This window comes from Shewanella sp. 6_MG-2023 (assembly GCF_030547195.1).
Lineage (GTDB): Bacteria > Pseudomonadota > Gammaproteobacteria > Enterobacterales > Shewanellaceae > Shewanella.
On sequence record NZ_JAUOQU010000002.1, the window covers coordinates 229,672 to 245,353 of the forward strand.

At 41.5% G+C, this 15,682-nt stretch carries 13 protein-coding genes; 9 read left to right on the forward strand and 4 right to left on the reverse strand.

Annotated features, from left to right (window positions below; translation table 11 throughout):
- Nucleotides 1–14: 14 nt before the first annotated feature.
- Nucleotides 15–1,112 carry a phage shock protein operon transcriptional activator gene (gene pspF / locus Q4533_RS02230; RefSeq protein WP_102440531.1) on the reverse strand — a complete coding sequence of 366 codons (1,098 nt, stop codon included), beginning with the start codon at nucleotides 1,110–1,112 and terminating at the stop codon, nucleotides 15–17.
- Between the two features lie 178 nt (nucleotides 1,113–1,290).
- Between pspF and pspA the strand changes: the two genes are divergently transcribed.
- The 6 genes from pspA (at nucleotide 1,291) to Q4533_RS02260 (ending at nucleotide 5,841) form a co-directional block, all read left to right on the forward strand.
- Entirely contained in the window at nucleotides 1,291–1,986 is a 696-nt protein-coding gene (pspA, locus tag Q4533_RS02235) for a phage shock protein PspA (protein ID WP_076536951.1), read from the forward strand.
- Nucleotides 1,987–2,005: 19 nt separating this feature from the next.
- Complete coding sequence (pspB, locus tag Q4533_RS02240; protein ID WP_102440532.1) at nucleotides 2,006–2,245, forward strand: envelope stress response membrane protein PspB; 240 nt, start codon at nucleotides 2,006–2,008, stop codon at nucleotides 2,243–2,245.
- Entirely contained in the window at nucleotides 2,232–2,627 is a 396-nt protein-coding gene (pspC, locus tag Q4533_RS02245) for an envelope stress response membrane protein PspC (RefSeq protein WP_076536947.1), read from the forward strand. Before pspB ends, pspC begins: the two co-directional genes overlap by 14 nt.
- Nucleotides 2,628–2,765: 138 nt before the next feature.
- Nucleotides 2,766–4,220, forward strand: a complete 1,455-nt coding sequence (locus Q4533_RS02250; RefSeq protein WP_102440533.1) for a YcjX family protein — start codon at nucleotides 2,766–2,768, stop codon at nucleotides 4,218–4,220.
- Nucleotide 4,221: 1 nt separating this feature from the next.
- On the forward strand, nucleotides 4,222–5,322 hold the full coding sequence (locus tag Q4533_RS02255; RefSeq protein ID WP_303501674.1) for a TIGR01620 family protein: 1,101 nt from the start codon (nucleotides 4,222–4,224) through the stop codon (nucleotides 5,320–5,322).
- A 171-nt stretch (nucleotides 5,323–5,493) separates the two neighbouring features.
- The gene (locus Q4533_RS02260) at nucleotides 5,494–5,841 is read left to right on the forward strand and encodes a helix-hairpin-helix domain-containing protein (protein ID WP_076536941.1); all 348 of its coding nucleotides are present in this window, start codon (nucleotides 5,494–5,496) and stop codon (nucleotides 5,839–5,841) included.
- Between the two features lie 74 nt (nucleotides 5,842–5,915).
- On the opposite strand, the gene Q4533_RS02265 is transcribed toward Q4533_RS02260, so the two are convergent.
- Nucleotides 5,916–6,653 carry a YciK family oxidoreductase gene (locus tag Q4533_RS02265; protein WP_303411026.1) on the reverse strand — a complete coding sequence of 246 codons (738 nt, stop codon included), beginning with the start codon at nucleotides 6,651–6,653 and terminating at the stop codon, nucleotides 5,916–5,918.
- Nucleotides 6,654–6,912: 259 nt separating this feature from the next.
- Between Q4533_RS02265 and Q4533_RS02270 the strand changes: the two genes are divergently transcribed.
- From Q4533_RS02270 to Q4533_RS02280, 3 genes are all read left to right on the forward strand, one after another.
- Nucleotides 6,913–9,408 carry a VolA/Pla-1 family phospholipase gene (locus Q4533_RS02270; protein ID WP_303501676.1) on the forward strand — a complete coding sequence of 832 codons (2,496 nt, stop codon included), beginning with the start codon at nucleotides 6,913–6,915 and terminating at the stop codon, nucleotides 9,406–9,408.
- A gap of 118 nt (nucleotides 9,409–9,526) precedes the next feature.
- Nucleotides 9,527–10,540, forward strand: a complete 1,014-nt coding sequence (sohB, locus tag Q4533_RS02275) for a protease SohB (protein ID WP_303459943.1) — start codon at nucleotides 9,527–9,529, stop codon at nucleotides 10,538–10,540.
- A 21-nt stretch (nucleotides 10,541–10,561) separates the two neighbouring features.
- On the forward strand, nucleotides 10,562–11,584 hold the full coding sequence (locus Q4533_RS02280) for a helix-turn-helix transcriptional regulator (RefSeq protein WP_303501678.1): 1,023 nt from the start codon (nucleotides 10,562–10,564) through the stop codon (nucleotides 11,582–11,584).
- A 69-nt stretch (nucleotides 11,585–11,653) separates the two neighbouring features.
- Here the strand turns inward: Q4533_RS02280 and Q4533_RS02285 are convergent, their stop codons facing one another.
- Both Q4533_RS02285 and Q4533_RS02290 read right to left on the reverse strand, forming a co-directional pair.
- Nucleotides 11,654–12,862: an SO2930 family diheme c-type cytochrome gene (locus Q4533_RS02285; protein WP_303501680.1), complete on the reverse strand. Its 1,209-nt coding sequence runs from the start codon at nucleotides 12,860–12,862 to the stop codon at nucleotides 11,654–11,656.
- A gap of 105 nt (nucleotides 12,863–12,967) precedes the next feature.
- Complete coding sequence (locus Q4533_RS02290; RefSeq protein WP_303501682.1) at nucleotides 12,968–15,616, reverse strand: parallel beta-helix domain-containing protein; 2,649 nt, start codon at nucleotides 15,614–15,616, stop codon at nucleotides 12,968–12,970.
- Nucleotides 15,617–15,682: the final 66 nt, after the last annotated feature.

The following is a 15,682-nucleotide window of genomic DNA, read 5'->3' on the forward strand; positions in this document are numbered from 1 at the left end:
GAGCAAATATCCTATTAAGACTTTTCAAGTAAATTATACTTTTTCAAAATGCCCCGCAGTTGGTGGTAGCTTAAACCTAATATTTCAGCGGTTTTCTTTTGATTATATTGGCTTTGGGCTAAGGCACTTTTTAGCAGGTTAATCTCATAGTTTTCAGTATGCTCTTTAAAGTCTAATGGGAAGCGAATATCTCTGTCTGTTGCACTGGTGCTAACTGATGATGCTTCATTTTCAGTGGAGTCATCGGTTACTGGAACCGCGACTGAAGTATCGGGAGCTTGATGCTCTGTTTGCTGCCTTTCACGAGTTTTGATTCTTGATGTTGGTCGATAAGGAGAGGCAAAAGGATCGACAATAATGTGGTCAATTTCTTCACCTTCAGATCCTCGACGATAGACGCTGCGTTCGACCACGTTTTTAAGTTCGCGGATATTACCTGGCCAGCGATATGACATGAGTTGCTCTATAGCTACTGGACTAAAACCGCCAAAATAATCTAAATTCAGTTGCCTTGCCATGCTCACGGCAAAATGCTCTGCTAAAGGCATAATGTCTTCTGTGCGGCTACGAAGGGGCGGTAGGGTGATAACATCAAAGGCTAACCTATCCAGTAAATCAGCCCTAAATTCACCATTTTCAGCTAATGAAGGTAAGTCCTCATTGGCAGCACAAATTAACCTTACATTGGTATTAACTGTTTTACTGCCACCCACTCGTTCGAATTCACCGTATTCGATGACACGTAACAGTTTCTCTTGAATTAATCCTGAGGTATTGGCCAGCTCATCTAAAAATAAGGTGCCTTCATCGGCGCGTTCGAAGCGACCTTCATGTTTGCCTTTCGCGCCCGTAAACGCACCAGACTCGTGGCCAAACAGTTCGCTTTCAAGTAATGATTCACTTAATGAAGAGCAGTTTAATTTAATAAACTCTTTATCCCAACGGCCTGATAAATAGTGTAACCGCTCGGCGATTAATTCTTTACCTGTGCCGCGTTCACCAATAATTAATACCGGCTTAGAAAGTGGGGCAACTTTAGAAACATGTTCTAATACCTCTAACAAAGCATTAGATTGTCCGATAAGATTGTCTTGCTCAAATTGTTTAGTCACTGTAATTTTTAGTCTATTACGCTAACAAGTGGTGAAAATCATAATAGTGGGCTGCGGCATTAAAAGAAAGAAAAAGTTAATATTTTGGTTATGATGTTGAATTGTCTGGTTTTTTAAAAGTTGGCACAACTCGTGAATAGTAAACTTCGACATTAACAATATTTTTGAGGGACACATTATGGGAATCTTCTCACGCTTTGCAGATATCATTAATTCGAACATCAGTGCTTTACTTGATAAAGCTGAAGATCCAGAAAAAATGGTACGCCTGATCATTCAGGAAATGGAAGACACGTTAGTTGAAGTACGCTCTACTTCTGCAAAAGTATTAGCAGAAAAGAAAGAATTACTAAGACGCATTAGCCGAGTTCAAGAGCAAGTGATTGATTGGCAAGCTAAAGCTGAATTAGCTTTATCGAAAGATAGAGAAGACTTAGCAAAAGCTGCGCTAATTGAAAAACAAAAAACGGTTTCATTATTAGAAACCCTTGAGATGGAACTTCAAGTAGTAGAAGAGCACATTGCTCGTCTTAAACACGAAGTTGAACAGTTACAAGAAAAACTGAATGATGCCAGAGCACGCCAAAAAACCATTATTATGCGCAAGCAAACTGCCACTTCACGTTTAGAAGTTAAAAAGCAGCTTGATTCAAGTAAAATTGATGATGCGATGGTGAAGTTTGAGCAATATGAGCGTCGCGTTGAAGGTTTAGAGTCACAAGTTGAAGCTTATGATATTGGTAAAAAGGGTAGCCTTGCTGATGAGTTTGCGGCACTTGAAGCTGAAGATTCAGTCAATGACGAACTTGAAGCATTAAAAGCGAAAGTGAAAGCTAAATCGCAACCTAAATCAAAAACTAAATCAGACAAGTAAACTTTTTCAGAGGTGAGTTATGGATATGGATCTTCTTATTGCCCCAATCATTATATTTTTAGTTATTGTGGCACCTATTTGGTTGATTCTTCATTATCGCAGTAAGCGACAAGTGAGTCAGGGGCTCACTGAAGAAGAGTTTACACAATTGAATGAATTAATTGCCCAAGCTGAAAAAATGGGCCGACGTATTGAAACATTGGAAGCTATTTTAGATACGGAAGCGCCAGAGTGGAGGGGGAAAGATGAGCACAGCTAACGGTCGCACATTATACCGCATCCCATCATCAGGCAAAATTTCTGGGGTATGTGCAGGGATTGCAGACTTTTTTAATCTTGAAACCTGGTTAGTCAGAGTGGTCGTAGTCTCAATATTTTTATTGGGTGGTTCTGGGCCTGTGTTTATTATCTATGTCGCCTTATGGATGATATTAGATATTAAGCCTGAAGATACAACACATGCCAAAGGCCACAAAGATATTGAAGTGAAGAAAAAGGTTTGGCAGGCAGGAGAGCCGGCAAAACGTGCCTTACATGATGTAAATAGTCAGTTTTATGCACTTGAAATTAGACTGCAACGACTTGAGCGCCATGTCACTTCCGATAATTTTGATTTGAAAAGAGAAATTAATAATCTTTAACTCGATTCAGACGACTATCTTTATATAATTCCAATGGGCGGTTTACCGCCCTTGTGTTTTTTTAGCAAAGACTTGATTATCAGTACTTGAAAATATTTTTCATCCCTATTTTGCTTATTCCTTAATTTGAGATTAACTATGAGCTTTATTGATCGTTCAATTAATAAAATTTCCCAAAAAACTCATCAATTAGTTCATCGCTCAACCGATCGGCATGTTCGTTTAGCCGTGACCGGTTTATCAGGGGCGGGTAAAACCGCCTTTATAACAGGGCTGGTTAATCAAATGCTCCATGCGGGGCTGCAATCAGAAAAAAGCCAAACTCAAAACCCATTGCCTTTGTGGCAAGTGTGCCGTGAAAATCGTTTGATAGGCATTAAACGCGCCATGCAACCTGATTTAGCCATTGCCAGTTTTGACTATAAAGGAGCGATGACATCATTAACCCAGTCGCCTGCAACTTGGCCTGCATCAACCCGTAATATCTCTGAGTTAAGGCTAGCGATTAAATATCGTCCTCAAAAGGGCATATTGGCAAAACTTGCTGATACTGCCACCTTGTATGTGGATATTGTTGATTACCCAGGTGAGTGGTTATTGGATTTACCAATGATGAAGCAAAACTTCATCCAGTGGTGTGAGTCACAAATTGACGTTAAGCACCGATTAGCTGCCTCAAGCTATTATCCGCAGTTTGTTAGTGTATTAGCTAACATCAATTTATCAGAAACTGCTGATGAGCATAAGTTAAAGCAGATTGCAGACTTGTACCAAACATTACTGGTCGACTTGGTTAACAACCAAGGCTTTTATCTTGCACAGCCTGGTCGAATGCTATTACCTGGAGAGTTTGCCGATACCCCTTTATTGGCCTTTTTCCCACTCATAAATCTCAGTAATGATGAATTAGCCAATTTAGAAAACGCTGCTGACTCTAGCTATTACCAAGTGCTAAAGCGTCGCTATGAAGAGTATGTTTCAGTGGTGGTTAAGCCGTTTTATCGGGATTATTTTGCTAGTTTTGATCGTCAATTGGTGCTGGTGGATTGCTTTAATGGCCTAAACAGCGGTAAAGCACAATTTGAGGATATGGGTAATGCACTCAATAGTATTGTCGAAAGCTTTCATTTTGGACAATCGAGTTTATTAAGGCGTTTGTTCTCACCTAAAATTGATAAGTTACTGTTTGCCGCCAGTAAGGTTGACAGGGTTACTCGTGATCAACAGAGCCATGTATTAAGTTTATTGACCGATATGCTAAAACACAGTCAGCACTTTGCTAACTATGAAGGCTGCGAAGTCGAAACGATGGCCATTAGCGCCATCAAAGCCACACAGCATGGCATGGTATCAACAACCAGTGGCGAGCAAGAAGTGGTCAGAGGCATAGATAAAAATCAGCAAATGCTCACCATATTTCCAGGCGAAGTGCCTCAGCGGTTACCCCAAGATAGCTTTTGGGACAAGCAAGGCTTTAATTTCGTGTCTTTTAACCCGCCTCGATTACCACAATCATCGATGTCCGACCCTCGTTTTGAGCATATTCGCTTAGATCATCTTTTACAGTTTTTGCTGGGGGATAAGTTGCAATAATATGAGTAACAATAATAGCAAGAGAACAGAGTTTGAAGACGCTCAACTTAAGCAGCAGCAAGTGTTTGATACTGAAACGCTTGATTCGGGTAAGGATCAAGACGTTAAAGGGTCACAATCATTTACCGATGTCGAGTTTATTTGTGAAACTAATTTAGCAAAACTCCCTGAAACCATCGATGAACTCGAGTCCATCGATAAGCTCGGCGCTAAGCCTAAAAAAATCTCAATGCTTGCCAAGTTATCATTGTTAGCTTTGATACTGGTGGTTATCGTTCAAACCATACAAGGGCTGCAAACTGCCTACCTGCAAAGCCCGTGGCTATTTGGTTTTTACGTGACAGTGGCGGGGATCATCATGGCGTGGGCTGGGGCAATAACCCTGTCAGAGTGGAAAAAACTGATAAAGCTTAAACATGTGGCCGATACCCAAGCCACAGGCGAGCGTTTAGCGTTAAGTATGCAGCGCGGTGAAGCCAGTAAGTTCATCAGCCCCTTATTGCAAAAATACCCAGATACCGAAGGTAAAAAGCAATACTTAGCCATTAATAGCGTTGAACATAATGACGCTGAAATGGTGATGCTATTTGATGAATTAGTTTTGTCTGAACGCGATGAAAAAGCCAAAAAAATTGTAAGTCGCTTTGCGGCGGAGTCGGCACTACTGTTAGCGGCGAGTCCTTTAGCAGTATTAGATATGGCGATTATTTTATGGCGTAATCAGCGCATGGTTAATGTTATTGCAGATGTATATGGCATTGAATTAGGCTATTGGAGCCGGATTAAACTGATAAAAAGTATCGTACTAAATATTGTTTATGCTGGCACCACTGAAGTGGTAACAGATTTAGGCACCCAGTTATTATCGGTTGAAATGACCGGAAAGTTATCAGCACGTTTAGCCCAAGGTTTAGGCGGAGGTTTATTAACTGCGCGACTTGGTTATCAAGCCATGAGCTTATGTCGGCCGCTAAGTTTTAAAGCGCAAAATCGCCCTAAATTGAGCCAAGTGCATCAGCAGTTGTTAGGCGAACTAAAAAGCTTTTCTGCGAGTGTAATGAAAATAAATAAAAATAAGCAAAAACAAACAGTAGAAAAATAATCTTACTTATTTTTTGCAAAAAATAAATTGTTTACTACAGTTTTATGTTAGCGATAAATGCCCTGTTTTTAATAGATCATTTTCTTGTTGAATAGGGTGTAACGCTGACAAATACCGACCATGGATAGGGAAGTTGGTCGGGTTATTAAATAGGACTTTAAGGAGTTAACAATGAAACATCCATTACTCATGGGCGTCATGCTCACCTGCGCGTTATCAGCAGCAAGTATCAGTTTGGCTGTCGCCAAAGACACCACTAAACCAGCAGCACTCACTTCAGCTGAAATGTCTAAAACCACAGCCGTGAAAAGTAGCAATACAAAGATGGCTAAGGTGAATATTAATAAAGCGACAGCAGAGCAGTTACAAGCCCTCAATGGTGTTGGTGAAGCCAAGGCAAAAGCCATTGTGGAATATCGAAATAAATATGGTAAGTTCAAAAATGTCCAGCAATTAACCCAAGTTGCCGGTATAGGTGAAAAGCTGGTTGAGAAAAATGCTAAAGCGATAAGTTTGTAATTTATCAATTGACGACTTGGTATTAAAAAAGGGAGCTTTCGCTCCCTTTTTCAGTTTACAGATTCAATGGATGGTTACTGAGCGGTAAGTTGCTGACCGTTGACTTCAAAAGAATCTTCACCCATTAAATATAAGTAGGTTGGCATGATATCTTGTGCGGTTTTTAATGTTTGTGGATCTTCACCTGGGTAAGCTTTTGCGCGCATTTCAGTGCGGGTTGCACCAGGGTTAATACTATTTACACGCAGGCTAGTGCCTTCACATTCATGGGCAAGTACTTGCATCATGCCCTCAGTCGCAAATTTAGAGAACGCATAAGGTCCCCAATAAGCTCGTCCTTGACGACCAACACCGCTAGAAGTGAAGATAATAGATGCTGATGGTGCGCTGCGCATTATCGGTAATAAGGCTTTAGTTAAGATTACTTGGGCGGTGACGTTCACTTTCATTACATCTTCAAGTGATTCAAGGTCGATATGTTCAAACGGCCCTAATGCGCCAAGTAAACTGGCATTATGCAGTAATCCATCTAAATGACCGAATTGCTCAGCGATAGTTTCGGCCATATCTTGATAGTTTTGCTCTGTGGCACCTTTTAAATCTAATGGCACAATAGCAGGTTTGGGATAACCAGCTTGTACTATTTCATCATAAACCGTTTCAAGTTTTTTAACTGTTTTACCTAGCAAAATAACGGTCGCGCCGTGTTTTGCGTAGTTTATCGCCGCAGTGCGACCAATACCTGCGCCAGCGCCGGTAACCAGGATTGTTTTATTTTTTAGTAAATCTTTTTTAGCTTGGTATTCCAACATGATTCAATTTTTCCTTGGACTGTAAAAGCATGTCAAATCTCGTTTCGAACAAAAGGTAAACGAACGTTTTAAACAATTGACTTATATTTGTTAGTGAATAGTATGTTTCTTTGTAACAAATTTGTGGCTAACTCTATAATTTTACGTTAACTTGAGATGAGTTAAGGGCAAAAATATGTCCTTATGGTCATGCGTTTACGCTATTGTGACCAATTTTTGGGGAAATTAAAATTATTACAACAAGATTTGGGGAAAAAAGATGAAAAGACTCATATTGGGTGTTGCTATTGCATCTGCTCTTGGGCTTAGCGGCTGTAGTGAAGATAGTTCTAACGAAGCAAAAGATAATGTAGAAACGCTAATTCCATTCTCTCAAGTGGTATTTGACCCTGCTGCAGGTGATGTGCCATTACCAAATGACCTTTTATTTAACGGAACACTTGATGGAACGCTAGCTATACCAGGTGAAGACGGTATTGATTATGTTGATCCATCGCTTGCTTTGGGGGCATTAGATGGCTGGTCAACTTCATCACCAATTTCGCTTAGTGTTGATTTAGCAACAGACTCTGATGGTGCAATGCTCACCCTTGATGAAGCCTCTGTTTCTCAACCTGGTGCAGTAAGATTATTTGAAGCCACTGTTGGCGGCGCTTTATCATCTGATCCTGAATGTAGCGATGCGCCCTCTGTATCAGCATGTAAAGTGGGTGATGAACTGCAATTTGGTGTTGATTTTGTGGCATTAGCTTCAGGTAATAAAATTGCAATCGTGCCTTTAAAACCGCTTAAAGCTAATCAATCTTATATTTACGCTACCACCACATTAGTTCAAGACTCTGCAGGCCGCGCCGTTGAACCATCGAGCACATATAATTTATTAAAACTAGATATCGACACTAAGCCTCTTGAAACACCTGACCAATTATTCCTTCAAGGTTTAGTTAATAGTTATGAAAAGGGCTTAGCAGCAGAGCATGGTGTTGATGCTGAAACTATTTCATATTCTGGTTTGTTTACCACCCAATCGGTTGCAGATGTATATGAAACCAGCAAATTATTGATGGCTGGTGACCCTAGATATACGCCATCATTTGTAGATCCTGCTAATCCAATAGTACCAACTGGTATGACTGCTGCAGATTTGTTAAGACTTACACCTGATGATGGTATTGCATATACTTTATCTAGTATGGCTGACGTATTTACGTCAACTGTCAAATTACCATTTTATGGTGATTGTTCATCTGCAAGTTGTGTTATTCCAATTGTAGATGGTGCGCCTACGGCGCCAAATGGACGCTGGTTTGCTCGAGGTGATAGCCCTGTTTCAGTATTATTAGCGCTTCAGGCTGGAACCATGAGCCAAGCTAACTTTGGCCAACAAGCTGTTGCACAAGGTGTTGACCCAGCGGCTGCATTGCAAAATCCAGCATTAATGGCTGGTAAAACGTGGCTGTTAGATGCTGATGCAGACGGTAATAGGGCAGCTGCTGATCCTTCAAAGCATTTAACCAAGTTTAATCCAATTCCAAAAATCATGGGTTATGAAGATGTCACGGTTCAAATTACTCTGCCAAATGCCGCTAAACTTGCCGCATTTAGTGCCTCTCAACAATTGCCTTTTGTAGCGCCAACTAACGGTTGGCCAACCACAATGGCATTGCATGGTTTAGGTGGCACCAAGCAAATGGCATTGGCTTATGCCGGTACATACGCAGCAGCTGGTATAGCAACGATTGCTATTGATATGCCACTGCATGGCGATCGCTCGTATGATGCTGATGGCGATGGCATCTACGATATTTCAGCCACTAGTGATTTATTTGGCCCACAATATGCTAATGGTAATCCGCTCGTGTTTGTTAACGTAGCCAGTACTTTGACTGTGCGTGATAATTTCCGCCAAGCAACCATGGATCATCTAGGTCTACGTTTGTTGCTAACGGGTATGTATAGCCAAATCGCGCAAGCGGGTGAGCAACAAGTATTTGATATCAGCAAAATCAGTGCTCAAGGCTTAAGCCTAGGTGGCATTGTTGGTACTACTGTTTCAACTTACGCATCAACAGGTTTAGTCAACCCTACTGACGGCAGTGCATTGCCAAATGCTTATGCTATTAATGCCGCATCTTTGGTTGCTCCTTCTGGTGGCTTAGCCGGTTCATTTGCCGGTTCTGCGACTTTTGGTCCTGTATTATTTGATACTGTTACAGCAACTGATGATTTTATGGATTTGGTTGATGAAGCTAATGTGGGTGATTTTGAACCTGGTACACCTGAGTACGCTGCGTTAGTGCAAGCTGTATATGCTGAGTTTATTCCAACATTTGCCTTTGCTGTGCAAACGGCGGTTGATTCAGCTGACCCAATTAACCATGCGTCAATGTTAGCTGATACACAACTACCGGTTCATTTAATTGAAGTTGTAGGTGATGGTGCGGGTAACTTATCTGACCGAGTATTACCTAATCAGGTTGAAGGCTTCCCATTATCAGGAACAGAGCCGTTAATTGCAGCGATGGGCTTAGATTGTGTAAGTTCAAATAATGCAGGTTCTGGTGCCGTTCGCTTTAGTAAAGGTCATCACAGTTCAATAGTAAGCCCAGCTGAAATTGATGGTGTGACTGACGGTATGGCTGGCGCAGCAACAGTAGAAATGCAGACACAAGTTGCTGGTTTTGCTAAGTCAGCAGGTCAAGGTGAGGCTTATATTTTGGTTAATAACGACGAAGTGCTTCAAGAATGTAACTAAGCTGAATTAATTTATTCTTTCGGTTAAAAACCCAGCAACTGCTGGGTTTTTTATTGTCTACAGTGCTTAACTTCCTGCTAAGATAACCCTAATTATCTTTTTCCATCTGGAGTGAATTTTGGAGTTTTTATCAGAGTACGGCATGTTTCTAGCGAAAGCCGTCACGATTGTTGTAGCAATTCTTGCCGTTGTTATTGTTGTTCTAGCAAGCAGTATTAAACATAAAACTGAAAAGGGTGAGTTAAAGCTTACAGATGTTACTGATGAGCTTAAGGAACTTGAGAAAGAATTAAAGCAAGAGCTGCTGTCTAAAAAGCAATTTAAAGCTTATGAGAAAAAACTAAAAGCTGATGAAAAAGCAGCTGAAAAAGAAGACACGCCAAAATCAAAAGTGTTTGTTATCGATTTTAAAGGCAGTATTGATGCCGGTGAAGTGGCATCGTTAAGAGAAGAAATTACTGCTGTATTAACCGTTGCTGATGAAAACGATCAAGTGTTAGTGAATGTCGAAAGTGGCGGCGGCATGGTTCATGGTTATGGTTTGGCTTCAAGTCAGCTTGACCGATTGAAGCAAGCCAATATCCCATTGACTATTTGTATTGATAAAGTGGCTGCCAGTGGCGGTTACATGATGGCCTGTGTCGCGAATAAAATTGTTGCCGCGCCATTTGCGATTGTGGGTTCAATTGGTGTCGTCGCTCAGTTACCTAACTTCAGTCGTTTACTGAAAAAACACGACATTGATTATGAGCAACATACTGCGGGTAACTTCAAACGCACATTAACAGTATTTGGAGAAAATACCGATGAAGGGCGTGAAAAGTTCCAAGAAGAACTTGAAGAAACCCATGTGTTATTTAAACAGTTTGTCAGTAAGTACCGTCCTGAAATGGATATAGAAAAAGTTGCTACCGGTGAGCATTGGTATGGTCAACAAGCCATCGAATTAGGCTTAGTTGATGCCATTTCTACCAGTGATGATGTGGTGCTTGAATTGGCCAAAAAACATCAAGTCATTAAAATTAAATATCAAATGAAGAAGAAACTGGCTGATAAAATTGCCCATGGCGCTTCTTTATCGGTTGATAGTGTATTAAACCGTTTGATGGAGCGTGATAACGCTGTTAAATAAGCCATTTAGAATAGGGTATCGATGCAAAGAGAATTAGGCTACAAGGCAAATATGATGGTAGGGGATCAATGTTACCCTGCCTTTGAACTACGGAATTTGCTTAACTTTATTGAACTGCATCTTGGCGACGTTGTCGCTACTGATATCTATTTAAAAATTGGCTTAGGGCCGCAAGAACTCAACGCCATGCAGTTTGTTTATGTATGGCAGGTTGAGTATGCCATGGAAGTGTTAAGAACGACCTCGCCAGATCCTGAAATTGGCACTCGATTGGGCGCCAGTTATCAAATTGCCAGTCTTGATGTGTTACTGCCTTTCTTTGATAAATTTACCACCTTAAATCAATGCCTACTGTTTGTGATCAAAAACCCTGATTTAGCGGGTAGCTTTGCTGATACTGTTATTCGTTTTGATGAGACTAGATTATGGGTAAGGTGGCTCAATACCGGAAAAGCTAACGCCCAAAAGTTTGCTTTTCAATTTCAGCACAGTGTTTGTGCGTTATTAGGCGCAGCAAGGCAGTTAGTGGCTTCAACTGTGGTTATTGATGAAATTCATCTGGCAGAGCCTCAATGTAACACTGAGTTTTTAAGTGCAGAAACCGGCGCTAAAATTGTGTTTGATTGTGATTTCTATGAGTGGGGTATTGATATTGCTATACTCAATACACCGCTAAGTTATCAATTTGACCACCTTGCCTTAGCCGCTTCGGTGCCAGATGGCGTGTCATTTATTGAGCCGCTGCTGACAGATATTCGCCTATGCATGCCTAAGCCACCCAAGCTTGAACAATTGGCAGAAAAACACCATATGAGCGCCCGAAGTTTACGCCGAAAACTATCGGCTGCGGGAACCAGTTATCAAAAGCTGGTGGATCAAGTGCGCTGCCAAGCAGCGATAAATTTAATTTTAGCAAATGAGTTGAGTGCAGAAGACATATCTGAAGTGCTCGGTTATGGCGATGTTAGCCATTTCAGACAAAGTTTTAAGCATTGGCTTGGCTATCCACCCGGTCACTTCTTAAAGCTTAATCTTGTCAGTTAACAGTCTTTAGTTTTCCTATTTCATTGCTTAATCATTCATTATTTAACGGTGCACTCTGCTACAGCTAATTTAACTGCACGTTGCAATGGTGATAGCCATGTCATCAATCCAGCGTTTAATTAAATCAGCGCCTTCAATGTGGGTCATTTCTCGGCCAATGGGCGGCATTCTATCTTTAGGGCTTAACAGTGTTTGTCGATAATGCACAATAGAGCGCTCGCCATTGCCAGGAACAATGTCATAAGCAAGCCCATTAGGGCCGCCATCCCAACCTGGTGGCTGCTTACAAACGCCATACTCAAATGAAGTATGATCAATATGATACTCAAGTCTGAGGCCTGAAATGCTGGCAAAGCCCTCTGCGCTATGACAATGGGCGCAATTCACATCGAGGTAGCCTTTAGCGCGGCTGGTTAATTCTGCTGTTTCATCATTAATGGCAAAAGATTGTGCAAAACTGTTAAGCGCGGGTAAGTTTATTAACAGGCCTTGCTGTGCCCACTGAGTCAGTTGATTAATGGGGGTGTTGTTACTGTCTGTTATTTGGCGGTTTAATAAATGGGCTTTAAGTCCAATAGGCTTTATGTTGCTGCTTCCTTGCTCATTAACTTGATGGCAAATTTTACATTCAGCTTTGCTGGGAATGTGATAATCAAAACTAATCGATTCGCCCTGATTATTCATGGTGTGGGCCACATTCGCGCCAGCGATAACAAGTTTAGCTTGGCCTTGAAGCCATTGGTAGGCTAATGCTGTCCAGCCCGTTTCTCGATGGATTAATAGCCGTGTTTCGATTAATTTCTCATTATCTGCGCCACTATTTTGGGTATCAAAAGGTAACGCAAAGCTTTTAACTAATACACTACCAACGGGTAATTCGAATTGGCTTTGGGCTTGAAAGCTGATTGCTTGATCATCAGGTAAAAAAATGAACCGATATTTACTGGCGTAATTGGAAAATAACTCAGTAGATAGTTGGTAAAGCATACCAGGACTTCGTGGTGATTCAGTTGGTTTGCTTGGGTCGATAAACAAGCTGTAATCCGCTAGATTGTCACAATCTGCGCTCATTAATGCGGGCCAATTCACTTCGCTATTGTTTTGTAAACATAGCTCATCTGGCGCTGTCTCGGGATCCTCTGGCACTGATACAGGTGGCGTTGGCGTATCAAGGATATTGTTATCGTTATTATTCTCTTTTGAGTCAGAGCCGCCGCAGGCTATTAGCGACAAACATAAACTAATAACAAGTATTTGATGGGCTTTAAAAACAAACATTGATGACATCCTTGTATGAATAGAATGTACGATGAAAAAGCCGAGTTTCCCCGGCTTATTTGGTTTGATATAACCCGTGTTTACATTACATGGGTTAAAGCTTACTTAGGAGCATGATGCTGCAGGTAATCGCTTAATCCACTCGTTGATGAGTGCAACACCTTCATCATGGGACAAGCTACGGCCAATTTCAGGCATACGATCGCCAGGTTCATTGGTTTCCATACGGAAATGTAAGATTGACTCTTCAGGATTACCCGGAACCACATCAAAACCTAAGCTGCCGCCGCCATAAGCAACAGGTGACTTACAAGTACCATGAGAAAATCCTGCATCTTCATCATAACTGCGCCAGTACTCAAGCTTTAAGCCTGTGTTAGAGGCATTACCTTCAGGTCGATGACAATGGGCACAGTTAATATCTAAGTAGCCTTTAGCAACGGCCATAAGCTCAGTATCCGACATAGAATCAATATTTGCTTCATCGCCATCTTGGAATTTTGGCACCATAGGGACAGTGTCTAATTCTGGCACGCCTTGTAAAATACCTGCCGCTTGCCATTTCGCGAGTTGATTCATTGCTCCATCAGCATATGGGTAAGTTTTATTAAGGTGACGAGCTTTAGGTCCAATGGGCATAAATACCGCATTACTGTCTTCATCGGCTTTAAATTGATGACATTGCTTACATTGATTCATGCTGGGTACGACGTAATCAAATGCCAATTCAGCGCCTTTGTGAGTAATGGTTTTTCCTTGAATCGCGCCCGCTTTAGCAATAACAGCATCGGATTTATCGGCTTTCCAAACATAAGGCAGCGCTGTCCAGCCAGTGTCACGATGGATCAGTAATCGTGTTTCAATTAAATCCTCGTTTGCAAATCCACGATTATTAGTGTTTGTTGGTAAAGAGAAGGTTTTACTGATCACTGTGCCTACAGGGAAGTCGAATGATTCATTTTCGCTGTAGTCGGCGATAGTGCCATCAGGTAAATACACAAAGCGATATTTACTGGCATGATCGGTAAATAATGGCGTATTAAGATCATAAGGTAAGCCACCCGAGTTTGGCCCATCGGTTGGATTAGCCATATCTGCAAATAGATTATAATCAGACAGGTTAGGGCAGTTAGCTTTTAGTAGTGCATCCCAGCTGACATTATCACCACTGGCTTCACATAAGGCTAAATCACCATCGCCTTCAAGGCCGCCTTCACCTTCACCAATAGAGCCACCGCCACCGATTAAAGTGCCGCCATCACAACCTGCGGTATCATCATCAACACCACAGCCAAATATCTCATCATCAAAGGTAACGGTATGAACAGGTAGGCTCACTTGGGCGCAGTTCATTAAGTCCATTTGCGTTTTTTCATAAAGCACATCGGCAATACTGGCATCGGTATTATTATTGGCATATAAACGGCCAATACTTACCTCACCATTATTTTGCGCACACACGTTATCACTGCCATCGGCTGCAAAAGGTAACTCCTGTAAACCTAAATAGGCCGCGGTGCCGTTGTTAGAGAACATCTCACCTAAACCATCATATAAAATCCCCGGTAATGCGCCGTGGGTTAATACATAAGCGGTGATGATATCTTTAATTAAATAGCCTTTTGGCTTAGTGCCATAATCGCTGATCACGTTGTCATGAATGGAGATATTACGCGGTGTTGGACGCCAGCCATCATCAATAGCTTGGCCTGGTTGACCATAATTACCCACAAAAGTACTGATATCGGGCTCAGCAATAAAGAAGCTCGAAATAGTTAAGCCAACCGTGTCGTGGTTTGTAATTTCATTATTAAAAATTTCTACATCGTCAGTGGATAACACAATCACCCCAGTTCCGGGTGGCACAATATGTACCCCTGCTGGGTTTGATGATGCGTTAGCAAAATTCAAGGTATTATTATCGTAAACCTTGTTATTAAAAATACGTACGCTTGAACCATATCTATGGTTATTAATCGGTAAATCGAAGACTAAAATACCGCCGGTATTACCCATGGCCTCGTTATCGTAAACGTCGGCATATTTAGAGTTTTCAATTTCAATGCCGGCGACGTTTTCTTTAGCGATATTGCGGCGCACTACAATATATTGGGATTGGCCAACGTAAATACCGGCATCAGCACTACCGCGAACATAGGTATCTTCAATAAGAATGTTTTCACACTCTACAGGATACAAACCATAAGCACCGTTGCCTTCATCAAGTTCGCCTTCCCAAATGGTTGCCAACCTTCTTAAAATAATGCCATTGGTATTTTTGAGTTTAATACCGTTATTTTTGGCTTCGTTAACGGATAAGTCTTGAATAATAATGTTCATGGCATTTTGAACAAAAATACCATCACCCGAATTGGCCTCAGAAAAATCCAACACGGTTTCATCTTGGCCGTAACCCATAATGGTAATATTTTTGGCAAAACTGCCGTCGCCGTCTACATCACCATCAAACAGTAAGGTTGATTCTATTTTGAAGTTACCTTTGGGTAATACGATAACGTCATTACTTTGGGCGTTGATTAATGCTTCTTGAATACTGATAGTGAGGTTATCACCCGCTTCGACCATGATGGCACCTTCAGGGAAGGTGGGACCGGTTTCTGCTGGTGGTTGAACAACGGGTGGGGTTTCGGTGATCTGTGAATCGTTATCATCTGAGCCGCAGCCCGCTAAACTGATTGTGACAGCTGTTGCTACAAGTGTAGGTACCAGCCAAGGCTTTGTCTTGTTGAACATAGCATCTCCTGCTTTTTATTATTTATGTCCTACTCCAGCGTTATACGCCCCAAAGGAGTGGATACG